Here is a 25922-nt window from a genome sequence, read left to right on the forward strand (position 1 = left end):
TATAGCAGTGGACGCGCCAGCGTTCGATTCGATGTCATTGATCCAGGTCAGCCGCCAAACCGGACCGAGCGTCTAGACTGAAGATCCATTGCCGAACCCGAACAGGAGCCTGCCGTGACCCAGCTGCTACCCGACCAGCCCACGCTCGATCAACACGCCAGCGAGTGCCCCGCCTTCGCCGACTGGCGCCGCGGCTACGGCGTGATCGAGCATACCGCCATGACCCAGGCTGCCGTCTACCGCCTGGCGCACCATCTTGTACAGGCCGGGTCGCAGCCGGATCTGGCGAGTGTCTATGAGCAGCTAGCCGCGCTTGATCACCTGACCAGTGCCGGCCTCTGGCTGGTCGCACACATGACCTACGCCAAACGTATGCACATGGACGGCAGTCCACTGGCTGCACAGGACTTCAAGTCTCGTCCCGAGGGGCATACCGGCGGTGCGCTGAACATGGTCCCCGGCTATGCAGCCTACCTGGCGTTGAACAATCTTACCGGCACCACCCGCAGCTGGTTGATGGGCCAGGGCCATTGCGTTGCGGCGATCGACGCGTTGAATGTGCTCACTGGCAACCTGCATCCCGAGCAGGCCGAGCGCTACGCAGGCGCTGAGGGGCTTACTCAGTTACTGCGCGACTTCTACGGTTACGTGCAGGCTCCGAATGGCAAACCGGCCGCGCCGCTTGGCAGCCATGTGAACCCGCACACCGCCGGAGGCATCATCGAGGGCGGTTACCTCGGGTTTGCAGAACTCCAATATGCGCATATGCCGCTACCCGGTGAAACACTGGTGGCGTTCCTATCCGATGGTGCGGCTGAAGAGCAACGCGGCAGTGACTGGATTCCGCGCTGGTGGCGCGCCGAAGATTGTGGCGCCGCGCTGCCGGTGATGATCGCCAACGGCCGGCGGATCGAGCAGCGCACCGAACTCGGTACCGTGCGTGGTCTCGATGGCTTCGTTGATCACCTGACGCGTTGCGGCTTCGACCCGATTCGCTTCGACGGCCGAGACCCGGCGGCGTTCGTCTGCACGCTCTACGAGATGGAGCAACGGCTCGCCCGGCGGGTCCAGGAGTACCACACAGGCATTCTCAACTATCCCCTGCCGATTCCTTACGCGATTGCCGAGACGACCAAGGGTTTCGGCTTTTATGGCGCCGGCCAGAACGCCGCACACAACCTGCCCTTGCCCGGCAACCCAAGGCACGATGAAGCCGCTCGCGATTTGTTCAACGAGCATGCCGGCAAGCTGTGGGTCGCGCCGGAGTCGCTCGAGCTGGCGCGTGAACGACTGACCGCACACGAACGGCAGTCCAGGCCACTGGAGCGCGACCATGCGCTTGCACGTCGCGATCCGGACGAGCCATTCATCCCGGGCGTGGAATGGTCCGACGAAACCACTTCTGCGATGCTTGCCGTCGATCGTTTCTTCACCGAGCTGACGCGCACCAATCCCGAACTCCGGGCCCGCGTCGGCAACCCCGACGAGCTTGCCAGCAACAAACTCGGCGGTGTTCTGAAGGCCTTGAGGCACCGCGTGGCCGAACCGGAAAGCGATCTGGAGGCAGTCGACGGCAAGGTCATCACTGCGTTGAACGAAGAGGCTGTGGTCTCGGCGTGCCTGGCCAACAAGGCCGGCCTCAACCTGGTTGCCAGCTATGAAGCCTTTTGCGTCAAGATGCTTGGAGCCGTGCGTCAGGAATTGATCTTCGCACGCCATCAGAAAGAGGTTGGCCGCCCTGCTCGCTGGCTGGGCTTTCCGGTCATCGCTACCTCCCACACATGGGAGAACGGCAAGAACGAACAATCACATCAGGACACCACCTTCTGCGAGGCCCTGCTCGGCGAGGCACACGATGTGATGCGCGTACTGTTTCCCGCGGATTACAACAGCACGCTTGCCGTACTGCCTGGCGTGTACCGCGAGCGCGGACGGCTGAGCTGCATGGTCATTGCCAAGCGCGATCAACCGATGCGACTGAGTCCCGATCAGGCACGCCTGCTGGCCGATCAGGGCGCCCTGACGCTGGCTACTCACGAGGGTGCCGGCGAGCCCTTCCTACTGATTGCCAACGGCGCCTATCAGCTCGGCGAGATGCTGCGCGCAGCGCAGCGCCTGGCGGATCGCGGGGGCAGCTGGCGCCTGGTGTATCTGCAGGAGCCAGGGCGTTTTGCCGAGCCGCGCGATGAACATGAGGCCGAATATGCCGCGCCGGGCGCGTTGACGGAGGAACTGTTTCCCGCGGCGCTCACCCGGCGAATTCTGTTGACGCACATGCGCCCGGAGGTACTGCGCGGGCACCTGATGAATCTGCTGCCCGATCCGCGGCGCAGTCGTGTGCTGGGCTATATCAACCGTGGCGGCACCCTCGATGAGGCAGGGATGCTCTTCGCCAATCGCTGCAGCTGGGCGCATGTGGTCTTAGCCGCTGCACAGGTGAGCAATACCGAACCCGCGCTCTGGCTGGAAGACGTTGAACTGGCAGCGGTCAGCGGCGCCGGGAATCCTCACCTGCTCGCCTGACTCGCCAGAGGACCTGGACGAGACGAGTCAGGCCGTCTCGTCGACGCCGGAGAGACTGACCAGCACCGGGCGTATCTGCTCGGCGCACAGCGGGCGACTGAACCAGTAGCCCTGGATGTAATGACACCCTTCATCATGAAGGAAGCGCATCTGCTCCGGCGTTTCGATGCCCTCGGCGATCACATCCATGCTCAACCCCCGGCCGAGTCCGATGATGGCACGGCTGATCGCACCGAGTCGCGCGTCGTCCGGAGCGCGGGTAATGAAGCTCTTGTCGACCTTGATGATGTGCAGCGGATAGCGGTGCAGATAGCCAAGTGAAGAGAACCCGGTGCCGAAGTCGTCCAGCGCGATGCGAATCCCCAGGCTCTCCAGCTCCCGCAAGGTGGCAAGCGTGTCGGGGACGTCCTGCATCAGCAGGCTTTCGGTGATCTCCAGCACCAGGCTGCTGGCCGGAAAACCGGTTTCCTTCAGCACCGCGGCGACCCGGGCGGCAAACCCCCCTTCGTGAAGCTGGCGACTGGAGAGATTGACCGAACAGCGCAAGCCCGGCAGGCCGCTGTCATGCCAGGCCTTTACCTGACGACAGGCCTGGCGCAACACCCATTCTCCGACCTCGACGATCTGCCCTGATTCTTCCAGTACCGGTATGAACTCATCCGGTGAGATCATCATGCCGTCCTGCCACCAGCGCAGCAGAGCCTCGACGCCGATCACCCGGGTGACGCCGTTTTCGACGCGGACAATAGGCTGGTAATAGAGCTGAAACTGGTCGCGCGCCAGGGCTTCGCTCAGCGCGTTTTCCAGCGTCAGACGATGGTGAACCTCTTCCTGCAGCGTTTCGCTGTAGAGCGCCAGCTGCGACTTGCCATACGCCTTCGCCCGGTACAGCGCCAGGTCCGCTTCGCGCAGCGCATCCTGCTCCATTCCGTTCCCCTTGAGCGGCGCAACGCCGATGCTCGCGGTCATGACCAGGCGGTGCTCGCCAATGAGCATTGGCACATGCAACTCCTGCATGATGCGCCGTGCGACGATTTCCGCGTCGCCGCCCTGGGCCAGGTCGTCGAGCAGCACGACAAACTCGTCACCGCCAAAGCGGCAGAGGTGATCGCCCGGGCGCAGGCAGCGCGCGATGCGCTTCGCCGACTCGACCAGTACCTTGTCGCCGGTCTGGTGGCCGAGACTTTCATTGATCAGCTTGAAGCGGTCCAGATCGACGAACAGGACCGACGCATGCCTCGCGCCTGGCTTGGCCTGACGCTGCAGCGCCTGAAGCAATAACTGGTTCATGCGCTGTCGATTGGGCAGACCGGTCAGGGGATCGTGGAAGGTAGCGTGCGCCAGGTCCTGCTCTGCACTCTTGCGCAGGTTGATATCCGATAGCGAGCCCGCGAGCCGGCGGACACCGTATTTATCTTCGGACACGACCCCCCGGATCAGCACCCAGGTCAGTTCGCCGTCGACATCGCGCATCTGGCATTCGATGTTGAGATAGGGCTTGTAGCCGGCCAGGTGGGCGCGAATTGCCACATTGAACGCGGTCCGATGCACGTCCGGCATCATCGCGGCCCATTGCGCCAGCGTCCCGGGCGCCTGCGATCCGGTCAGGCCCAGGATGCGCAACCAGCGCTCGGAAATGTCCAGTTCATCCTCGGCGACGTTCCATTCCCATATTCCGTCATGGGCGCCTTCCACCGCGCGGGCATAGCGGGCGCGGCTGTCTTCCAGCGCCAGCTCGCTTGCCGCAGAGTAGGTATCGACAGCGAGGGTCAGATCAAAAAAGACGATTTTCAGCAGGCTCGCGAACAGGCGGTCGGCAAGATCCCGGTCGTGCGGCCAGCGCCGCCGCAACCCTGCGTGCATGTAGTCCAGGTAGAAGTGATACGCACCCAGATACCACTTTTGCTCGATCTGCTCACGCTCGTGCGTGAGTCCGACGAGCAGACGCAGGCGGGCATACTGCAGATCGTAGGGGCCACGCACCAGTTGCCGGTAGTACCGCAGCTGCTGGTCCTTGAGGCGTTGCAGCATGCCCGGCCGCTGCAACTGAGGAGACAGCTCGGGAAATTGCAGCAGATGGTCGTGCAGCGCGTCGACGACGTCTGCATGCAGGCTGTCCAGCGCGTCGACCTGCTCCGTGAGACTGGCTGTGGCCGAATCGTCCAGCAGCAGCAGGCGCAGGCGCTGCTGAACGTCGGCCAGATTCAGGCCGACACTGCTCTGCATGTCTTCCAGACGCTTCTTCAGGTCCTTCACCACCGACTCCTAGACGCAACGTAGCGATGGCTCCCTGCCTTGTCGGCCCGAGCTGCGCAAGTGTGACACAGTATGCATTTGTGTCTTGACCCGCTATATCAACCGAAAGCGCTGTATGGCGTCAATGGAAATCACTCCCATTACGTCGAACACGCTTTTCCAGTTCCAGCACCAATAGCACTACGCAGCCGGACACGGGCGCCAGGACCAGCGGCCACACGCCCAATGGCGCGGTACCGAACAGCGCCTGAAGCGCCGGCATGTAGGTCAGCGCAGATTGCAGCAGCACAATGGCCACCAGCACCACCCAGACCGCCGGGGTGCCAAGCACCCCGCGCAGGGTCAGGGACGGTGCGTTGAGGAAGCGCACGGCGAACAGATAGAACACCTCCATCGCGACCAGTGTGTTGACTGCCAGGGTACGCGCCTGCTCTTCGGTATAGCCTTGGCCGATCGCCCACTGAAAGCTGGCAAATATTCCGCCGAGAAACAGCAGGGCGACCAGCACGATGCGCCAGACCAGAAACGCGTCAAGTAGCGCCTCGCCTGGCGGGCGCGGTGGCTTGCGCATGACATCGGGCTCAGCGGGCTCGAATGCCAGCCCCATCGCCAGCACCACCGAGCTCACCAGATTCACCCAGAGAATCTGCAAGGCGGTGATCGGCAGCGTCAGGCCGAGCAGCAGCGCTACGATCAGGCTCGCCGCCTCGCCTCCGTTGATCGGCAAGAGAAAGCTGATGGCCTTTTTCAAATTGGCATAGACGGTTCGGCCTTCGCTGACTGCAGCTGCGATACTGGCGAAGTTGTCATCCAGCAGGACGATATCCGCGGCCTCCCGCGCCGCTTCCGAACCCTTGCGCCCCATGGCAATACCCACATCCGCCCGTTTGAGTGCGGGCGCGTCATTCACGCCGTCTCCGGTCATCGCGACGACGCCGTGGGAAGCCTGTAGCGCCTGCACCAGCCGCAGCTTGTGCTCCGGGCTGGTCCGCGCGAAAACGTCCACCTCGTTGGCAACCTGGAGCAGTTGCTGATCATCGAGAATGTCCAGATCCTTGCCCGTCGCCACCCGGTCACCGGTCGTCAGGCCCAGTCTCGCCGCGATGGCGCGCGCGGTCATGGCATGGTCACCGGTAATCATCTTCACCCGTATGCCGGCACGGCGGCACTCGGCGATGGCTTCCATGGCCTCCTGTCGCGGCGGGTCCAGCAGGCCGACCACGCCGATCAGCGACAGCCCGTCGGCGAGGCGGTCCTCGTTGATATCGAGCTGTGACGCTGCCGCTTCCGAGCGTGCGAAGGCGAGCACCCGCAGGCCCTGCGCAGCAAGGTCGTCGATCCTGTCCTGCCAGGCCTGCTGATCGAGCGGTTGAGACTGCCCCTGGGCGTCCAGCTCCGATTCGCACAAGGCCAGCACCCGCTCAGGCGCTCCCTTGACCAGCAGCGCGCTGTGTCCATGATGGTCATGGTTGAGGGTGGCCATGTAGCGCTTGTCCGCATCGAACGGGACTTCATCCCGGCGCGGCCACTGGATCGAATAGGAATGAGGGTCCAGGCCGATTTTCTGTCCGAGCACAGTCAGCGCAGCCTCCATCGGATCGCCGACCACCGCTATGCCATCGCTGCTGCGCTCGATCCGCGAGTCGTTGCACAGCGTCGCAGCCTGGGCCAGGTGCGCCAGCAGGGTGTCCGGCGGCGCGCCGGCCGGACCGGGCTCGACCATCCCGGCGGCATCGTAGCCCTCGCCGGAGACTGCAAACGGTTGCCGGGCCAGTACCACCGAGGCGACCATCATCTCGTTGCGTGTCAGGGTGCCGGTCTTGTCGGTACAGATGACCGATACCGAGCCAAGCGTCTCGATCACCGGCATGCGACGGACCACGGCATGGCGTGCAGCCATGCGCCGCACTCCGATGGCCAGCGTGATGGTCAGTATCGCCGGCAGCCCTTCGGGAATCGCCGCCACGGTAAGGGCAACCACGGCCATGAACAGCTCGTCGAGAGGGCGACCCCCGAATTGCCAGCCCGCCACGAAGACGAGCACGCCGGCCAGGACAATGATCAGCGACAGATAGCGTGCAAAGCGATTGATCTGGGCCAGCAGAGGGGTCTGCAAGGTCGTGACGCCGTGCAGCAAACCGGAAATGCGGCCGATCTCGGTCTGCTGTCCGGTGGCAATGACCACACCGCGCGCCGTGCCGGCGGTTACCAGGGTGCCCGAATAGCCGATGCAGCGACGTTCGGCCAGCGCGGCGTCGGCAGGCTGCGGCTCGATGCTTTTCTCGACCGGCAAGGACTCCCCGGTCAGTACCGCTTCATCGACGCTGAGGCCGTGAACCTCGTCGAACCGCACATCTGCGGCAATGCGCTCCCCCGGCTCGAGCAGCAGCACATCGCCGGGGACCAGCTCGCTGGCGTCGACGTTGCGGCGTTGGCCATCGCGCAGCACCAGCGCCCGTGGCGCCAGCATGTGACCGATGGCAGCCAGCGCCTGCTCGGCTCGGCCTTCCTGAACGAAACCAACAACGGTTTGCAGCAGCACTACCGCTAGAATCACCGCGGTGTCCAGCCAGTGACCGAGCAGCGCGGTGACCAGTGCGGCGCTGAGCAGGACATAGATCAGCACATTGCTCAGCTGCGCCTTGAGCCGCTGCCACACCGTTCGCGGACGTGGGGGTGCCAGGCGATTGGCACCGTACCGCGCCAGCCGCTCGGCCACCTCTGCGCCGCTCAGCCCGTGCGGTGGCACGTCCAGCTCGTCGCGTACAGCCGGGGCGGGCCGGGCATGCCACGCCGGCTCGCGCGTTTCATCGGTCATGATGTGTCTCCCGTCGCTTCCTCGAATGTACCCATTGAAGCCGGGCCCGGACCTCCGTGCATTGGCACAGGTCAAGCGGAAGCGAGAAAAGCGGGTGACTCAGACAGGCTGCAGGTGCTTGACCATCAACTGGAGGCTTTGCTTGCCGCGGTACTCGTTGATGTCCAGGGTATAGGCGGCCAGAACCTGCCTGACGGAAGGATTGGGCCATTGCGCCGGATCAATATGAAAGGCGATGGCATCAAGCAGCTGAGCGCAGCCAGCGGGCTGCAGCACCATTTTTAGATGCCGATCGCCCACCAGACGCTGCTGGATCAGCGAAAACTCGCCGTGGAAGCCCGGCTCCGGAAAATGCTGCCCCCAGGGGCCCGCCTCGCGCAGTTGCGCGGCCAGTTCAAGAGTGAACTCGTCGGCGCACAGCTCGCCGTCGGAAAGCAGGCGTCCGGTCAGATCCTCGGCACACAGCTGTCGTCTGACCTCGGCGTCAAACGCCTGCGAAAACTGCTCGAAATGTGCCGCAGGCAAAGACAGTCCGGCCGCCATGGCATGCCCGCCGAACTTGCTGATCAAACCAGGATGGCGCGCCGCTACAGCGTCGAGCGCGTCGCGGATGTGCAACCCGGCGACTGAACGGGCAGACCCCTTGAGCTCACCCGGCCCTGCTTCGGCAAAAGCGATCACCGGGCGGTGGTAGCGCTCCTTCAGCCGCGAGGCCAGGATGCCGATCACGCCCTGGTGCCAGTCGGGCTGAAACAGGCACAGTCCGAACGGCAGCGCCGACTCATCCACACCAGGGCGTTCCAGCAAGGCCAGCGCCTGCTGCTGCATGTCGCGCTCGATGGCCTTGCGATCGCGGTTGAGCCCATCCAGCTCGGCGGCCATGTCACGGGCCAGGCTCTCGTTTTCGGTGAGCAGACACTCTATGCCCAGGCTCATGTCGTCGAGACGACCCGCTGCATTCAGACGCGGGCCGATGATGAACCCGAGATCGGTGGATACCAGCCGCTCGGCTGGCCGGCGAGCGACGTCCAGCAGCGCACGGATGCCGGGACGGCAACGCCCGCTGCGGATCCGGCAGAGGCCTTGGTGCACCAGTATCCGGTTGTTGGCATCCAGCGGCACCACGTCGGCCACGGTGCCGAGTGCCACCAGATCGAGCAGCTCCGCCAGATTCGGCTCGGGGCGAGACGGGCCGAACCAGCCCGCCTCTCGCAGCGAAGCCCGAAGCGCCAGCATTACATAGAAGATGACCCCGACCCCGGCGATCGCCTTGCTCGGAAATTCGCAACCCGGCTGGCTGGGATTGACGATGGCGTCAGCCTCGGGGAGCTGTGTCCCCGGAAGGTGGTGATCGGTGACCACCACCTTCAATCCAGCCGCCCGCGCCGCAGCGACGCCGTCGACGCTGGAAATGCCGTTATCGACTGTCACCAGCACCTGTGGTTGACGCTGCAGTGCTACCTCGACGATCTCGGGGGTGAGACCATAACCGTATTCAAAACGATTGGGCACCAGATAGTCGACCCGCCCCGCGCCCAGCGCCCGCAGGCCGAGCACGGCGACACAGCTGGCCGTCGCACCGTCTGCGTCGAAATCGCCAACGATGATGATCGGTTGCCTATGGGTGACCGCCTCCTGCAGCACCGCTACCGCCTGATGCATGCCCTTGAGGCGATCGAACGGCAACAGTGCCTTGACGCCGCGGTTCAATTCCTGCTCGGAACACACCCCTCGAGCTGCATACAACCGTCTCAACAGCGGAGCAATGGCACCCAGTTCGGGCAGCGCATCGGGCAGTGTTCGCGACTCGATTCGCATCAACGCTCGCCCTGCAGCCACTCCAGTGGCAACTCATGTTGCTGCTCGGCATCGCTCACATAGAGCACGCCGTCAGTGATCATCACACCCCAGTTGATACTGCGCGGCAAGTCGAGCGACAGTGCCTCGTGCGCCTCCTGCGGCAGCGCGGCGATATGTACATTGTTCAGGCCGGCCACGGCAGGCAGCACCTTGCTGCTCCAGGCTCGGGCGTTGCCATAGACCAGCAGCGAGACCTGCTCGGCCCGCCGCGAGCACCAGGTCAGGCGGTCTGCGTCGGGCTGGCCTACCTCGATCCAGTTCACGATCCGGTCGTCCAGACTCTTGTGCCATAGCGCGGGCTCGTCGACATCGGAGAGGCCGCGACCGAAAGCAAGCCGCTCCTGATACCACAGTGCGTAGGCGAGGATGCGCGCGGTCATCCGCGGCTCGGTCTCGGAAGGATGGCGCGCCACGGTCATGCGCAGCGTCTCGTAGACGTTGCGATCGGTATCCGACAGCTCGAGGTTAACCTTGTACGGGGTCGCTTGCAGCGCCATGTTCCACGTCTCGCTTGGCAGGGCGGCACAGTGTACCGCAGCCGCCCGAACCACCCCAGCGCCGCCGCAGTGCGATCTATCAGAGCGGACCAATGGCCTCGCCGGTGAACCCTCGTCGGGGCAACGCGGTCCACTGAGCTTGCCCGGCATTCGAAGAGGTCCGCATGTCCATGGAGTGGCTCTCCAACCTGGAAAATCCGATCCTGCGCGTACTGATTGCGGCGTCCATCGCCGTGCTGCTGTTCGGTGTGCTCGCCCGCCTGGGGCTGAAACTGCTGCGGCGTCTGACCCGACCGTTCCTGTTTCCGCGAGAGCTTACCAAGAAGACCAGCGCGCCCATCGGGCTGCTGGTACCCCTGCTGGCCCTGCAGGTGGTGTGGACCGGCTCTTCCGACGACATCCCGTTCATCGGGTTGCTACGCCACGTCACGGTACTGCTGATCATCGCCACGCTTACCTGGCTGGGCCTTCGCGCGGTGAGCGCGGTGCAGCAGGTCATAGTGCTGCTCAATCCGGTGGACATCAGTGACAACCTGCGGGCCCGGCGCATCCAGACGCAGACGCGCGTCCTGGTCAGGACGCTGTGCGTGCTGGTGATCATCTTCGGCGTGTCGAGCATGCTCATGACCTTCCCCGGCGCCAGACAGTTCGGAGCCAGCCTGCTGGCCTCGGCAGGTCTCGCCGGCCTGGCGGTCGGCTTTGCGGCGCGGCCGGTATTGGGCAATCTCATTGCAGGGCTGCAGATAGCCATCACCCAGCCGATCCGCCTGGATGACGTGGTGATCGTCGAGAACGAGTGGGGGCGGATCGAGGAAATAACCGGTACCTACGTCGTGGTGCGCATCTGGGACAGCCGGCGGCTGGTCGTACCGCTGACCTACTTCATCGAGAACCCGTTTCAGAACTGGACACGCCACAGCGCATCGCTGCTTGGCTCGGTGTTCTTCTGGGTGGATTATTCCCTGCCGCTGGAGCCCCTGCGCCGCGAGCTGGAACGCCTATGCGCGGAGGAGCCGGGATTATGGGACGGTGAGGTATGCGTGCTGCAGGTGACCGACTGTAACGAGCGAGCCATGCAGCTGCGCGTGCTGGCCAGTTCCGGGGATTCCTCTCGCAACTGGGACTTGCGCTGTTATCTGCGAGAGAACCTGCTCGCCTTCATCAATCACCATCATCCAGGGTCGCTACCGCGTCTGCGCGCCAACCTGGAAACCCGCGCGCAACCTTCGGACGCAGCGCAGCACACCAGCGAAGGACGCTTCACTGACCTGCAACCGCCGGTCTAAAAGTCGAGCATCTGGCGATGCCAGCGGGGAAGTTGCAACAACCCGTAACGGGCCGCTGCCCGGCGGACCTCGTTGCGACTCCCTTCGAAGTGCCGGGTTTCGCTGATGACCCTTTCCCGGCCGTTGATGATCGCGGCGCAACCGAAGCACACCACGCCGTCAAGCTCGTTATCGGCCTCGGCAGCACCGGTGTTCGATAGCGCCATGCTGGAGCCGCTATGGCGCAGCGCGCCGATGGCCATCTCCCGCGCTACCTCTTCACTGCACAGGCCAAACTCGTCGATCGTCTTGTAACTGACGTTAAGCAGGTCGTTCTTGGCCTCCGGCAGATAGACCACATACCCCCGCTCGAAGGCCGGCCCCACCCCGGACACATCACCCAACATCGCTGCCATCAGTCCTGCCGTACAGGATTCGGCAGTGGTGACGGAAATCTGGCGGTTAATCAAAAAACCGACTACATCTTCTATACGGACCATTGAATTTACCTCTGCCCTCTTTGCAGATTCAGAGATGGCGCGAAGGACCAAAGTTCCGGTCTGGAAAGACAGCTCCAAGGGCGACTGGCGCTGGAACTTTCGACGCGCCGGGCCGTCTGGAAAGTAAGCGAATATTAATTCGCAGCATCAGCTCTCCCTGTCCTAGACGCCCGCTTCAAGACGCCAGTCCCAGTGCTCAGCACCGGTCTGGCTCGAGTGCATGGGGTGCCCTCGATCGAGGTCGATTGCTGTTGGCGAGGTGTAAGTTTGGCGGAGGATGCTATGGGTAAAGTGGTGGCGACAGCGCAAACCGAAGAGCTGGGCGCAATTGCGTCTCGACCTCGACTCCATGTCGAAAGTCTGCAGACGGAAAAGAAAAAAGTATTGTTCGTCACGCCCGAGTTCACCGATCTGGTGAAGGTCGGAGGATTGGGTGACGTCTCGTCAGCCTTGCCCCGTGCGCTGGGTGAGCATCACGACATACGGCTTCTGGTGCCCGGTTACCGCGAGGTGATGGACAGCGGTATTCCGATTCGCATCGTCGGCTCGGTGCATGGTCACGCCGCGCTGCCGCCGTGCCGTATAGGCCGGATGGACCTGGATGACGGTCTAATCGTTTACATCGTGATCAGCCCCGAGTTGTACGAGCGCGATGGCACCCCGTATGGCGATAGTCAGGGCCGTGACTGGCCCGACAACCACATCCGCTTCGCCCGCCTGGGACTGACCGCAGCCGAGATCGCTGCCGGCAACGCGTCGATCAGCTGGTGTCCGGAGCTGGTGCATGCCAATGACTGGCCGTCTTCACTGGCGCCGGCATTCATGGCCTGGCGCGGCTTGCGGACCCCTTCGGTCATGACCGTGCACAATCTCTGCTACCAGGGGCTGTTCGACCCGAACTGTCTTCCGGAACTGGGACTGCCTGCCGAGCATTTCACCCCGGAAGGGTATGAATATTATGGTCAGATCTCCTTTCTCAAGGCGGGCCTGACCTGCGCAGATCACATCACCGCCGTGAGCCGCACCTACGCTCGCGAAATCACCCAGGCGGAACACGGCTGCGGCCTCGACGGCCTCCTGCGCAAGCGGGCGGAGGACGGTCAGCTCAGCGGCATCCCCAACGGGATAGACCATACCTGGGACCCGGCCAACGACCCGCATCTGCTGTGTGGCTTCCGTGAAGGCGAGTGGGAAGGCAAGCGCGAACATGCGGCCTACGTCGAGAAGACCTTCGGCCTTGAACCGGATGACGGCCCTCTATTCGCCGTAGTCTCCCGCCTCGTGCATCAGAAGGGCATCGACCTGACGATCGCCATTGCCGATCGGCTGGTTGAGGCCGGCGGACGCATGGCGGTGATCGGCCGCGGCGAACCCAAGCTCGAGGAAGCCATGCGTCAACTGGCCCGACGCCACCCTGGGCGCATCGGTGTGAACGTCGGCTTCAACGAAACGGACGCACGGCGCATGTTCGCCGGCAGCGATTTCCTGCTCATGCCTTCGCGCTTCGAGCCCTGCGGCCTGAGCCAGATGTACGCGCAGCGCTTCGGCTCGCTACCCATTGCCCGGCGTACTGGCGGCCTGGCCGATTCGATCGAGGACGGGGTAACCGGCTTTCTGTTCAGCGAGCCGACAGAAGCGAGTTACCTCGAGGCGGTGCTGCGCGCAGTCAACGTGCATCGCCACCCCGAACTGCTTAATGCCATGCGTCGCAAGGCCATGGGATCGCCGCTGTACTGGCAGGAGTCGGTGCAGCCCTACGACGAACTCTACAAAAGATTACTGCATGACAAGCTGCCAGCGGCGCTGGCACGTGAAGTCGGGAGACGATGAATGCCACAACAGCTGCCCAGGCACGGAGCCCATCTGCTTGACCCTCGCACTACCCGCTTCGCGCTCTGGGCACCGGATGCCCGCGAAGTATCCGTCGAACTGGACACTGGCAACATCAGCAACCTCCAACCCGGCACCGACGGCTGGTTCAGCGCGGAAGTGCCCTGCCCGGCCGGCACCGGCTATCGCTTTCTCATCGACGGCCAGCTGCGCGTGCCGGACCCCGCCTCTCGCGCGCAGATCGGTGATGTACACGGCTTCAGCAAGGTGGTCGATCACGCCGCGTTTGAATGGACTACGCAAGGCTGGAAGGGCCGCCCGTGGCACGAAACGATCATCTACGAACTGCATGCCGGCCTGCTGGGCGGCTTCTCTGGCGTCGAATCGTACCTGCCATACCTCAAGGAGCTGGGCATCACCGCCATCGAGCTGATGCCTCTAGGGGAGTTCCCTGGGGCGCGGAACTGGGGCTATGACGGGGTCCTGCCGTTTGCTCCGGAATGCTCGTATGGCTCACCGGATGACCTCAAGCGACTGGTCGACAAGGCCCACGCGCACGGACTGATGGTGTATGTCGACGTGGTCTACAACCACTTCGGTCCGGACGGCAACTACCTGCACGCCTACGCTGAAACCTTCTTCCGCGATGACATCCAGACCCCGTGGGGGCCGTCGATCGACTTCCGGCGCGCCGAGGTCCGGGATTATTTCTGCGAAAACGCGCTGATGTGGATCATGGATTACCGTATCGACGGCCTGCGCCTGGACGCGGTGCACGCCATCAGCGAAAAGGACTTTCTGATCGAGCTCGCGCGCCGCGTACGCGAAGCGGCTGGTCCGGAGCGGCACGTGCATCTGGTACTGGAGAACGAGGACAACAGCGCCAGCCTGCTTGAGCGCGGCTTCGACGCCCAGTGGAATGACGATGGGCACAATGTACTGCACCACCTTCTCACCGGCGAGGATGAGGGCTATTACGCGGACTTCTCCGGCGAGCCGACCTTGAAGATGGCCCGCTGCCTCGGCGAAGGGTTCATCTACCAGGGCGATAGCAATCGTCGCGGCCATGCGCGAGGTGAGGCCAGCGGTCATCTGCCGCCCTCCGCCTTTGTGCTGTTCCTGCAGAACCATGACCAGATCGGCAACCGCGCCTTCGGCGAGCGCCTGATAACGCTGGCCGACGCCGACGCGCTGCGTGCGGCCACCGTGCTAATGCTGCTGTCGCCCATGGTGCCCCTGCTGTTCATGGGCGAGGAATGGGGCTCACGGCAACCGTTCCTGTATTTCACCGATCACAATGAAGAGCTCGCCCAGGCGGTACGTGAAGGCCGCCAACGCGAATTCTCGGAATTCGCGGTGTTCGCCGACAGGCCGGGCGGCGCCACGGTGCCGGATCCGAACGCGGTCCAGACGTTCACCAGCTCGCGCCCGGATTACGCCGGTTCGGTCGGGCAGCCGGAGTTCGAACCCTGGCGCACCCTGTATCGAGAGCTTCTGCAACTGCGCCGCGAGCAGATCATCCCGCGGCTAGCCGAGGTGCGTTCCGAAGGTGTGAAAGTCCTCGCCGACAACGCCGTGTCGGCGCGCTGGCAGCTTGCCGACGGCCGCATATTGCGTATTGACGTGAACCTCAGCGAGGCGTTCGTGACGTCCGACCCGATGCCCGAGGGGGCCGAGCCGCTGTACCTCAGCCGGGTCGACCCCGACACCGGGATGCTGTCACCCCGCAGCGTGCTCGCGCTGCTGGAGGCCCGCGGATGAACGATGCGCTATTGGAGCAACTTACCCAGGCTGCCGGTCTGAGCATCGACTGGACAGACGCCTTCGGCAAGGCGCAACGCGTCAGCCCGGAAAACCAGCGCGCGTTGCTCGAAGCGCTCGGCCACCACGCAGCGACCGAGCAGGACATCCGTCAGAGCCTCAATCGAATCGAGCAGCAGCGCAACAATCCAACGCTGTACCCGTTGATACCTCACGACCAGGGCCGGCCGCTGTGTTTCGCCAGCCGTTTCAAAGCGGGCGAGCCCTATCAGCTCACGCTGGAAAGTGGCGAGGCGCTGGACGGCGCCCTGGATGACACTAGCTGCCTGCCAGCAATCGACACCTGCGGCTATCACCACCTGCGGATCGCCGGCCAGGAAACCACAGTGGCGGTTGCACCGCCGGCGTGCCCCAGTGTCAGCGAGCTGACCGACAGCGAACAGGCACGCATCTGGGGAATCACCGCGCAGGTCTACTCGCTGAGCCGTCACGGCGACGGTGGGCTGGGCGATACCGCGGCGCTGGCCACATTGAGCAGCGACGTCGCGCGCCATGGCGCCGATGCCATCGCGATCAGTCCGCTGCATGCAATGTTCAGCGCGGACCTGCACAACTACAGCCCCTACTCGCCGTCGAGTCGCATGTTCTTCAATATCCTGCATTCGGCACCCGAACAGGTGCTGGGCCGGCAGGCGGTCAGCGAGGCGATCGAGCAGTGTGGACTGCAGCAGGAAATGCAGCGGCTGGAGCGACTGGAACTGATCGACTGGCCGGCTGCCTCCGCCGCCCGTCTGCGCCTGCTGCGCCAGCTGCACGCCAATCTGCGCGACTCCAACAGCGAATCCCTGCGTGACCTGCGCCAGTTCATCGAGGAGGGCGGCGAAGCGCTGGAGCAGCACTGCCGCTTTGAAGTGCTGCATGCACATATGCTGGAGAACGGCGAGCCGGGGGACTGGCGTCAATGGTCCGCTGAATACCGCGACCCGCACGGTATCGCCGTGCAGCGCTTCGCTCGCGAACATCAGCAGGAGATCGACTTCCACTTCTTCGCACAGTGGCTGATGGCTCGCTGTCTGGAACAGGCGCAGCGCAGCGCCGTGAATGCCGGAATGAAGATCGGGCTGATCGCCGATCTGGCGGTCGGAGCGCACGGAGCCGGGAGCCAGACCTGGACGCGCCAGAGCGAATTTCTGCCGCAGGTAACAGTCGGTGCCCCACCGGACATTCTAAACAGCAATGGCCAGAGCTGGGGCATCTCCGCGTTCTCGCCGCAGGGCCTGCGCGAAAACGGCTACCGCGCCTTTATCGAAATGCTGCGCGCCAACATGGTCCACGCCGGCGGCATTCGTATCGATCATGTGATGGGGCTCAAGCGCCTCTGGGTCATTCCCGAGGGGGCGCCCTCCGACGCCGGGGCGTATCTGGACTTTCCGTTCGAGGATCTGTTGCGACTCATCGCTCTGGAAGCCTGGCGCAACCAGGCACTGATCATCGGCGAGGATCTGGGGACGGTGCCGGAAGGGCTGCGCGAAGACCTCGCGCGGCGCAATCTGCTGGGTATGCGGGTGCTGTTGTTCGAGCAGGACGACGGTCAGTTCATTCCGCCGGCACGCTGGCCAGCCGATGCGCTGGCGACCACCACCACCCATGATCTGCCGAGCATCAAGGGTTGGCTCAATTGCCGAGACATCGAAGCCCGGCTTGGTGCGGGGCATCGCTCCGCGGAGCAGTCCGATGACGACCGGGCGCTACGCGCGGAGGAAAAATCCGCGCTCGACCAACTACTCACCAGGGAAGGATTTCTCGACGCCGAGCAGGCCGATGACGACGCCAGACTGGAAGCCTGTATCGAATTGCTCGGCAGCACCCCCGCTCCGCTGGCACTTCTGCCGCTGGAGGATGTCATGGGTAGCATGGAACAGCCGAACCTTCCCGGGCCAGGCGACGAGCACCCCAACTGGCGCCGTCGCTGGCCGATGGAAGCTGGCGACATGCTCAGGGACGCGGCAATCACGGCCCGTCTGAAACGACTGGGCAAGGCACGTCAAGCGACGCGGAACAAGGCAACATGACCGATTTACGGGCGACCATCCGGCTGCAGTTTCATAAAGATTTCACGCTCGACGACGCGGTACCGCTGGTCGATTACTTTGCCAGGCTGGGTATCAGCCATGTCTACGCTTCGCCTCTGCTCACAGCACGGCCCGGCTCCATGCATGGCTACGACGTCCTCGATCCGACGCGCATCAATCCCGAGCTGGGCGGTGAGCCTGCCCTGGAGCGGCTGGTCAGCGAATTGCGCAAGCACAACATGGGGCTGATCCTCGACATCGTCTCCAATCACATGGCCGTCGGCGGCAGCGGCAATCCCTGGTGGCTGGATGTCCTCGAGTGGGGGCCGATGAGCCCGTATGCCCACTTCTTCGACATACAGTGGCAGTCCCTCGACCCGTTCATGCACGACCAGCTGTTGGTGCCATTCCTGCGCACCGACTATGGCGAAGTGCTCTCCAGCGGTGAGCTGAAGCTGCATTTCGACGCCGAGCAGGGACAGTTCTTCGCTGCGCATTATGACCATCGCTTTCCGCTGTTCCCGCCAAGCTATCCCGGAGTGCTGCGCGCCAGTGGCAACGAAGCGCTGAGCACAATGGCCGAGAAATTTCAGTTGCTGGATCACTCGGCCGGTGCCTGGAGCACTGCACGCGCGTTGCGCAAGGAGCTGGCCGAGGTCGTCAGTCGCGAGTCGTTGCAGGGAGCCATCGAACAGGCCCTGTCCCACTATGAGCCGACCGAAGCCAGCGGCCGCAAGGCATTGCACGCTCTGCTGGAGCGTCAGTATTACCGACTGGCAAGCTGGCGCACCGCGGCCGATGACATCAACTGGCGGCGGTTTTTCGATATCAACGAACTGGGTGGGCTGCGTGTCGAACTGCCGGATGTGTTCGAGGCAACGCACGCCAAGGTGTTCGAGCTGGTGGAAAACGGCAGCATCGACGGCCTGCGTATCGATCACGTGGACGGTCTGGCCAACCCGAGGGCCTACTGCAGACGGCTGCGCCGTCGCGTCGACAGCTTGCGCGGGGCGCAGGGCAGCGGGCACTTTCCCATTTATGTCGAAAAGATCATCGGTGAAGGCGAAGCCCTGCCGACCGGCTGGGGCGTCGACGGCACCACGGGTTACGAGTTCATGAACCAGGTCTCGCTGCTGCAGCACGACGTCGGCGGTCGCGAGCAGCTGGAAACGCTGTGGAATTCGCTCAGCGGACGCCCGGCCGATTTCCTCGAAGAGGTATACGAGGCCCGCAAGCTGGTACTGGCCGGCTCCCTCGCCGGCGACCTCGAGTCCGTCGCGCAGGGGTTGTTGCAGATAGCCCGCTTTCACATCGACACCCGCGACCTGACCCTGGGGCAGATCCGCCGGGTGCTGACCGAGCTGGTCGCGCATTTTCCGGTCTACCGCACCTACGCCGGTGCGACAGGTCGCTCGGCGGATGACCAGCGCTTCTTCGATATGGCAAAGGAAGGCGCGCGACGCATGCTGCCGGAAGCGGAATGGCCGGTGCTTGACCAGCTTGATCACTGGCTGGGCGGCGAACCGCTGCGCCGGCTCCCGCCGGGACACGAGCGGAGTTTGCGCAACAAGGTCCTGGTGCGGTTTCAGCAGCTCACCTCCCCCGCGGCGGCAAAGGCGGTGGAGGACACAGCGTGCTATCGCGCCGGCGTGCTGCTCTCGCGCTACGACGTCGGCTTCGATCCGCAACACCTCGGCGCCGATGCAGCGACCTTCCACGAGGAATGCCAGAACCGGGCGCAGACCTTTCCCGACTCGATGCTGACGACCGCCACGCACGACAACAAGCGCGGCGAAGACACGCGGGCACGCCTGGCTGTGCTGAGCGAGCGGGCCGCCTGGCTGGCAGAGAAGCTGCAGATCTGGCAGGGACTCGCCGCACCGCTACGTGGTGAGCTGGACGGCGCGCCCGCACCGACCCCGGGCGACGAGGCCATTCTTTATCAGTCACTGCTTGGCAGCTGGTCGCCGACCCTCGATGTCGACGATGCCGACGATGCCGACGGCATCCAGGCGTATCTCGAACGGCTGCTTGGCTGGCAAGAAAAGGCGCTGCGCGAGGCCAAGCTGATCAGCAGCTGGAGCTCGCCGAATGAAACCTACGAGCAGGCCTGCCGCGACTTCCTGACCCGGTTGCTGACCGCAGCCGAGGGCAGCGAACTGCGTCGGGAGATCGCGCTGGCGGTCCACTCCATCGCACCGGCGGGGGCGCTCAATGGGCTGGTACAGACCATGCTGCGCCTGACCGTGCCGGGGGTACCGGATCTGTATCAGGGCTGCGAGTTCTGGGACTTCAACCTGGTCGATCCGGACAACCGCCGCCCGGTGGATTTCGCTGCCCGGGTCGCCGCCCTGCAGCAGACACCGGCGATCGACGAGCTGCTTGGCACATGGCGCGACGGGCGGATCAAGCAATGGTTGATCCATCGCATACTGGCTATCCGTGCAGCGCAGCCGCAGCTGTTTCGTCATGGTGCCTATGTCCCGCTGGACGTCGAAGGTGAGCATGCCGACCGCGTGGTCGCATTCGCGCGTCGTTATGAGGGCGACTATCTTGTGACAGTAGTGCCACGCACGGTCAGCACCCTGCTCGGTGACAGCCCGGTGCCGCTCGTGCCTACAGAGCGTTGGGGCGACACCCGCGTCCGGCTGCCATCGCCGATGCAGGACAACCCGCTGACCTGCGCCCTGTCCTTGAATTCGATCAATCCGGTGGACGGCTGTATTGCGGTAGGAAAGGTACTCGCCGAGTTTCCAGTCAACCTGTTGTGTTCCACCCCCCATTGCAAGGAGTCAAGCGTATGACTATCAACCAGGATCGCGTGCGGCAGCTCGCTTACCAGATCTGGGAGTCGGAAGGAAAGCCCGAAGGGCAGGAGGCACGTCATTGGGAAATGGCGCGCAAGCTTGCCGAATCCGAGCAGAGCGAAACACCGTCGAAGCCCGCTCCACGCGCTCGACGCGTAAGCAAGCCCAAGGCAGCACCTGATGCTGACGTGGCTAAAAGCGACGCCGAGAAGCCCGCGGTGCTGAAAAAGCCCCGCGCTCCGCGAAGCACGAGCAAGACCCCGAAAGTCTGAACGGTTCCCGGCGCCGCCGGGACGAACGAGGTTCTATCAATGAGCAGGCAGCAAACCCCTTCCTCGGCGCCTGAGGTTACTCAGCGCTCGCGTGTTTCTGAAGGCAATCCCTTTCCGCTCGGCGCCACATGGGACGGGTTGGGCGTCAATTTCGCGATCTTCTCCGCGCATGCCACCAAGGTCGAACTGTGCCTGTTCGACAGCAAGGGCGAGCAGGAACTGGAACGTATCGAGCTGCCTGAGTACACGGATGAGATCTGGCATGGCTACCTGCCCGACGCACACCCCGGCATGGTCTACGGGTACCGTGTGTACGGCCCCTACGATCCGAAGGCCGGGCATCGCTTCAACCCCAACAAGTTGCTCATCGACCCCTACGCAAAGCAGTTGGTGGGCGAACTGATCTTCGATGAGGCCCTGTTTGGCTATACGATCGGCCACCCGGACGCGGATTTGAGCTTCGACCGGCGCGACAGCGCGCCCTTCGTGCCCAAGGCCAAGGTTGTCGACCCCGCTTTCACATGGGGCGAACGCAACTGGCAACGTATTCCCTGGGACAAGACTGTCGTCTATGAGACGCACATCAAGGGCATCAGCATGCTGCACCCGGCCGTCCCTGACCGGCTCCGCGGTACCTTCGCCGGCTTGAAAAATGGCTCGCTGCTGCACCATATCCGTTCGCTGGGTGTGTCGAGCGTCGAGCTGCTGCCGATCCACGCCTTCGTCAACGAGCCACATCTGCAGGACAAGGGGCTGTCGAACTACTGGGGCTACAACAGCATCGCCTTCTTCGCGCCCCACCCGGCCTATCTATCCAGCGGCAATATCAACGAGTTCAAGGAAATGGTCGCGCATCTGCACCATGCCGGCCTCGAGGTCCTGCTCGATGTGGTGTACAACCACACCGCCGAGGGCAACGAGATGGGGCCGACCCTCTCAATGCGCGGCATCGACAACAGCAGCTACTACCGGCTGATGCCGGACAACAAGCGCTACTACATCAACGATTCCGGCACTGGCAATACGCTGGACATGGGCCATCCCTGCGTACTACAGATGGTCACGGACTCGCTGCGCTACTGGGCGTCCGAGATGGGTGTCGACGGCTTCCGCTTCGACCTGGCAACCATTCTTGGGCGTTACGCAGATGGCTTCGACGAACGCCACGGGTTCCTCGTCGCCTGTCGCCAGGACCCGATCCTCAGCAAGGTGAAGCTGATTGCCGAACCCTGGGACTGCGGTCCGGGCGGATACCAGGTGGGTGGCTTCCCGCCCGGCTGGGCGGAATGGAACGACCGGTTCCGTGACAACGTTCGCGGCTTCTGGCGCGGCGATGACGGGCAGCTGCCCGAGCTGGCAAGCCGCCTGACCGCCTCTGGAGATCACTTCAACCAGCGCGGTCGGCGTCCCTTCGCCTCGGTCAACTTCATTACCGCCCACGATGGTTTCACCCTGCGCGATACGGTCTCGTACAACGAGAAGCACAACGAGGCCAATGGTGAAGACAACAACGATGGCAGTGACCACAACATCTCCTGGAATCACGGTGCAGAAGGCCCTACTGATGATCAGGAGATTCGCGAACTGCGGATGCGCCAGATGCGCAACATGCTGGCGACGCTGTTCTTCTCCCAGGGCACGCCCATGCTGCTGGCTGGCGACGAGTTTGGCCGTACCCAGCACGGCAACAACAACGTCTACTGCCAGGATAACGACATCGCCTGGATCGGTTGGGATCTGGATGAGGAGGCGCACAGCCTGCTCGAATTCACGCGGCGCCTGATTGCCCTGCGCCGCGCTTACCCGATCCTCCGTCGTGGCCGGTTCCTCATTGGTCATTACAACGAGGAACTGGGCGTCAAGGATGTAACCTGGCTTACCCCTGGCGGTGAGGAGATGACCGAGTCGCAGTGGCATGACGACAATGCCCGCTGTATGGGCATGATGCTTGACGGCCGCGCGCAGCCCACGGGCATCCGCCGTAGCGGTGCGGATGCGACCCTGCTGCTTATCATCAATTCGCATGATGACATCGTGAACTTTATCCTCCCGGAAGTTGCCCAAGGCTCAGGCTGGGTCTGTCTGATCGATACCAATCGACCCGAAGCCGGTTCACTCGGGCGCCACGCGTTCGGCGATGAATTCGCGGTAACCAGCCGATCTCTGTTGTTGTTTGAACTAGAACATCAGGACTCGAACTAGCGCTCCTTCATCCGCTGGTTCGCCAACCTGAGTACCCGGCGGGGGAGCCATACGGCTCCCCCGTCACGTAGTCGGTCAGGAGCGCAGTCGGCCGATGGTGAGATCCTAGGGAGTTGGGAGCGAATGAAGTTCGAAGATATCGGCCACAGCGGCACACCCCTGCACGCCTGGAAAAGTTCGGCGCGTCTGGCATCCTTGCCGGCGGTGAGCTGCGACGAGCTGGTGCCATCGCATGCGCGGGCCGTGGTTCTGGCGCCACATCCGGACGACGAGATTCTTGGGAGCGGCGGCATTCTGCAGCTGCTCGCACGGCTCAAACGCAACCTCATGCTCATTTCGGTCACCAATGGCAGCGCCAGCCACCCCGAATCGACCCTCTGGACCAGTGAACGGCTCGGCATCATCCGCCCGCAGGAAAGCGCCGAGGCGCTGCGGCGCCTTGGGCTCTACATGAACGGGCTGCAGTGGATTCACGGCGGATTCCCTGACAATCACGTGGCCGACCGCCTGGACGACCTGAAAAGCTTCCTGCGCACCTACCTGCGGCCTACCGATGTGGTGTTCACGCCCTGGCGCGGTGACGGTCATGTCGATCACCAAGCCGTGGCGGATGCAGCACTCTCGGTTGGCATGGAGATCGGCGCGGCCGTCTACGAGGTACCGATCTGGGCGTGGAACTGGGCCAGTCCCGAGGATCCCCGTCTTCCATGGGAGCGGGCACACAAGGTGCATCTTGATCGCTGGACGCAGGCGCGCAAGCGCCACGCCATCCAGGCCTTCGCCAGCCAGCTGACGCCTGACCCCTCCAGCGGCCAGACCCCGCCGCTGAATCCCGCGACGCTTGAACGTCTGCAACAGGCCTTCGAAGTCGTATTTCTCTGATCCATGCCTGCGATGCGACAACCCGCGTGGTCATCGCCGCAGCGGCCCATGTTCGATTTTCTTCCACCCTACGCCGCTGCATAAAAGTTGAACCGGCTCTGCTAGCAAAAGTCCATTTCTAGAGCACGCAGCAACTTCCAACCGAAGCACGATGCGAGGACACAGTGTATGAAGGCAGTCGTATTCCATGACGTAGGGGATATCCGCCTGGACGATGTTCCGGAACCCACCCTGCAATCGCCCACCGATGCGATCATCCGCGTGACCGCCAGCGCCATCTGCGGTACCGATCTGCATTTCGTGCGCGGCACCGTTGGCGGCATGAAGGCCGGGACCATCCTCGGTCACGAAGGCGTGGGCATCGTCGAAGAGCTCGGTTCGGATGTGCGCAACCTGCAGATCGGGGACCGGGTGGTCGTGCCCTCCACGATTGCCTGCGGCAACTGCTCCTACTGCCGGGCCGGGTACTACGCTCAATGCGACACCGCCAACCCCAATGGCAAGACAGCGGGAACTGCCTTCTATGGCGGCCCGACCTTCACCGGCTCGTTCGATGGACTGCAGGCCGAGAAGGCGCGCATACCCCACGCCAACATCGGCCTGGTCAAGTTGCCGGACGAGATCAGCGATGACCAGGCAATTCTGTTATCGGACATCTTCCCCACCGGGTACTTCGGAGCCGAATCGGCAGAGATCACCCCCGGAGACAGTGTCGCCGTGTTTGGTTGTGGGCCTGTTGGGCAGTTCGCGATCGCCAGCGCCAAACTGATGGGCGCTGCGCGCGTCTTCGCCATCGACCGCTTCCCGGACAGGCTCGACATGGCGCGCCGACAGGGCGCGGAGACCATCAACTTCGACGAAGAGGATCCGGTCGACGCCATCAAGCGCCTGACCGGTGAGATCGGCGTGGACCGCGCCATTGACGCAGTCGGCGTAGATGCCGAATGCCCGCATGGCCATGGCCATGCGCAGAAGGCGTCATCCGGCAAGCCATGGCAACCCGGTGACGCTCCCAGTCAGGCCCTGGAGTGGGCAGTGGAGGCGCTGGCCAAGGCCGGCACACTGTCGATTATCGGCGTCTACTCAGCTGACTCCAAGACGTTCCCCATCGGGGCGGCCATGAACAAGAACCTGACGATAAACATGGGTAACTGTCATCACCGCAAATACATTCCCAAGTTGATCGAACTGGTGGTCAGCGGGCGCATTGATCCGACCCGCGTGCTGACGCAGGTCAAGCCGATGAGCGGTGTGATCGAGGCCTTCGAAGCCTTCGATCGACGCGATACCGGCTGGATCAAGGTCGAACTCAAACCTGGCGCAGGCGCTCCGCAAGAGCAACAGTCGGAAGCGGCGCGTGCGACAAGCAATGAGCTTGATGAGGCGATTGACGAGTCCTTTCCTGCCAGTGATCCGCCGTCGATGACCCGACCCAAGAGCTGAGTCGCTCATGCCTGACGTGCGAATCGGCATCTCCGGATGGCGCTACAAGCCGTGGCGTGGCGATTTCTATCCCGATGGGCTGGTCCAGCGGCGTGAGCTCGAATTTGCCTCACGGGCAGTGAGCAGCATCGAGATCAATGGGTCGTTCTACTCGCTGCAGACCCCGGAGCGCTACCAGCGCTGGGCCGCCGAGACGCCTGAGGATTTTGTCTTCAGCATCAAGGGGCCTCGCTACGTCACGCACACCCGCCGGCTCAGGGACATCCATGAACCGCTGGCCAACTTCTTCGCCTCCGGTTTCATGAGCATGGGCCCGAAACTCGGCCCGATCCTATGGCAGTTCCCCGCCAATTTCCGCTACGACCACGAGCTGTTCGACGACTTTCTCTCCCGACTACCATGCGACACCGACCAGGCGGTAAAGCTCGCCGGCGACTGCGCGGAGCGGCTGAAAAAGCCCGGCTACCTCGACGCGCAAAAAGGTCGGAAGCTTCGCCACGCGCTGGAAGTCCGTAGCGATACCTTCGTCACCGAAGGCTTCGTCGAACTGCTACGCCGGCATGATGTGGCGCTGGTCGTGGCGGACACCGCAGGCAAGTGGCCCTACGCGGAGGATCTCACCAGCGACTTTGTCTACCTGCGGCTGCATGGCGACAAGGAGCTGTACACCAGCGGGTATGACGACCAGGCGCTTGAGCGCTGGAAGGAGCGGATCCGCACCTGGAGCAAGGGACAGCAACTTGAGGACGCCCGCCTCATAGCCGACAGCAAGGCCCCTGCTGCCAGGCAGCGAGACGTGTTCTGCTATTTCGACAACGACGTGAAGGTACGCGCGCCCTATGACGCCCGCACGCTGCTGGGCAAGCTGGGTCTGGACAAGGGTCTCAGGACCACCCCAGGCGTGCCTTACGAGGAAGAGGATCGCGAGGAGTAA

General features: G+C 63.5%; 16 protein-coding genes. 11 read left to right on the forward strand and 5 right to left on the reverse strand.

The window, feature by feature from the left end:
• Positions 1 to 114: 114 nt before the first annotated feature.
• The gene (locus tag KEM63_RS13185; RefSeq protein WP_223652366.1) at positions 115 to 2523 is read left to right on the forward strand and encodes a phosphoketolase family protein; all 2409 of its coding nucleotides are present in this window, start codon (positions 115 to 117) and stop codon (positions 2521 to 2523) included.
• 27 nt (positions 2524 to 2550) lie between these two features.
• On the opposite strand, the gene KEM63_RS13190 is transcribed toward KEM63_RS13185, so the two are convergent.
• The 4 genes from KEM63_RS13190 to KEM63_RS13205 form a co-directional block, all read right to left on the reverse strand.
• Entirely contained in the window at positions 2551 to 4779 is a 2229-nt protein-coding gene (locus KEM63_RS13190; RefSeq protein ID WP_223652368.1) for a putative bifunctional diguanylate cyclase/phosphodiesterase, read from the reverse strand.
• A 121-nt stretch (positions 4780 to 4900) separates the two neighbouring features.
• Positions 4901 to 7597 carry a cation-translocating P-type ATPase gene (locus tag KEM63_RS13195; RefSeq protein ID WP_223652369.1) on the reverse strand — a complete coding sequence of 899 codons (2697 nt, stop codon included), beginning with the start codon at positions 7595 to 7597 and terminating at the stop codon, positions 4901 to 4903.
• Between the two features lie 99 nt (positions 7598 to 7696).
• On the reverse strand, positions 7697 to 9415 hold the full coding sequence (recJ, locus tag KEM63_RS13200; RefSeq protein WP_223652371.1) for a single-stranded-DNA-specific exonuclease RecJ: 1719 nt from the start codon (positions 9413 to 9415) through the stop codon (positions 7697 to 7699).
• A complete protein-coding gene (locus tag KEM63_RS13205; RefSeq protein WP_223652373.1) occupies positions 9415 to 9954 on the reverse strand; it encodes a YaeQ family protein in 540 nt (179 codons plus the stop codon). The genes recJ and KEM63_RS13205 overlap by 1 nt, the downstream gene beginning before the upstream one ends.
• A gap of 170 nt (positions 9955 to 10124) precedes the next feature.
• On the opposite strand from KEM63_RS13205, the gene KEM63_RS13210 reads away from it, so the two are divergent.
• Positions 10125 to 11240 carry a mechanosensitive ion channel family protein gene (locus tag KEM63_RS13210; RefSeq protein ID WP_223655886.1) on the forward strand — a complete coding sequence of 372 codons (1116 nt, stop codon included), beginning with the start codon at positions 10125 to 10127 and terminating at the stop codon, positions 11238 to 11240.
• Here KEM63_RS13210 and KEM63_RS13215 read toward each other — a convergent pair.
• A complete protein-coding gene (locus KEM63_RS13215) occupies positions 11237 to 11719 on the reverse strand; it encodes a CinA family protein (RefSeq protein ID WP_223652380.1) in 483 nt (160 codons plus the stop codon). The genes KEM63_RS13210 and KEM63_RS13215 overlap by 4 nt on opposite strands.
• 282 nt (positions 11720 to 12001) lie before the next feature.
• On the opposite strand from KEM63_RS13215, the gene glgA reads away from it, so the two are divergent.
• The 9 genes from glgA (at position 12002) to KEM63_RS13260 (ending at position 25922) form a co-directional block, all read left to right on the forward strand.
• Positions 12002 to 13549 carry a glycogen synthase GlgA gene (gene glgA / locus KEM63_RS13220; protein ID WP_223652382.1) on the forward strand — a complete coding sequence of 516 codons (1548 nt, stop codon included), beginning with the start codon at positions 12002 to 12004 and terminating at the stop codon, positions 13547 to 13549.
• Complete coding sequence (gene treZ / locus KEM63_RS13225; protein ID WP_223652384.1) at positions 13550 to 15310, forward strand: malto-oligosyltrehalose trehalohydrolase; 1761 nt, start codon at positions 13550 to 13552, stop codon at positions 15308 to 15310.
• On the forward strand, positions 15307 to 17382 hold the full coding sequence (malQ, locus tag KEM63_RS13230; protein ID WP_223652386.1) for a 4-alpha-glucanotransferase: 2076 nt from the start codon (positions 15307 to 15309) through the stop codon (positions 17380 to 17382). The genes treZ and malQ overlap by 4 nt, the downstream gene beginning before the upstream one ends.
• Complete coding sequence (locus KEM63_RS13235; RefSeq protein ID WP_223652388.1) at positions 17379 to 20186, forward strand: malto-oligosyltrehalose synthase; 2808 nt, start codon at positions 17379 to 17381, stop codon at positions 20184 to 20186. Before malQ ends, KEM63_RS13235 begins: the two co-directional genes overlap by 4 nt.
• Positions 20183 to 20461: a DUF2934 domain-containing protein gene (locus tag KEM63_RS13240; RefSeq protein WP_223652390.1), complete on the forward strand. Its 279-nt coding sequence runs from the start codon at positions 20183 to 20185 to the stop codon at positions 20459 to 20461. Before KEM63_RS13235 ends, KEM63_RS13240 begins: the two co-directional genes overlap by 4 nt.
• A gap of 39 nt (positions 20462 to 20500) precedes the next feature.
• Positions 20501 to 22663, forward strand: a complete 2163-nt coding sequence (gene glgX / locus KEM63_RS13245; RefSeq protein WP_223652392.1) for a glycogen debranching protein GlgX — start codon at positions 20501 to 20503, stop codon at positions 22661 to 22663.
• Positions 22664 to 22786: 123 nt separating this feature from the next.
• On the forward strand, positions 22787 to 23545 hold the full coding sequence (locus KEM63_RS13250) for a PIG-L deacetylase family protein (RefSeq protein WP_223652393.1): 759 nt from the start codon (positions 22787 to 22789) through the stop codon (positions 23543 to 23545).
• Positions 23546 to 23713: 168 nt separating this feature from the next.
• Complete coding sequence (locus KEM63_RS13255) at positions 23714 to 24988, forward strand: zinc-dependent alcohol dehydrogenase (protein ID WP_223652395.1); 1275 nt, start codon at positions 23714 to 23716, stop codon at positions 24986 to 24988.
• 7 nt (positions 24989 to 24995) lie between these two features.
• The gene (locus tag KEM63_RS13260) at positions 24996 to 25922 is read left to right on the forward strand and encodes a DUF72 domain-containing protein (protein WP_223652397.1); all 927 of its coding nucleotides are present in this window, start codon (positions 24996 to 24998) and stop codon (positions 25920 to 25922) included.

The sequence above is a fragment of the Halopseudomonas nanhaiensis genome, assembly GCF_020025155.1.
GTDB classification, from domain to species: domain Bacteria; phylum Pseudomonadota; class Gammaproteobacteria; order Pseudomonadales; family Pseudomonadaceae; genus Halopseudomonas; species Halopseudomonas nanhaiensis.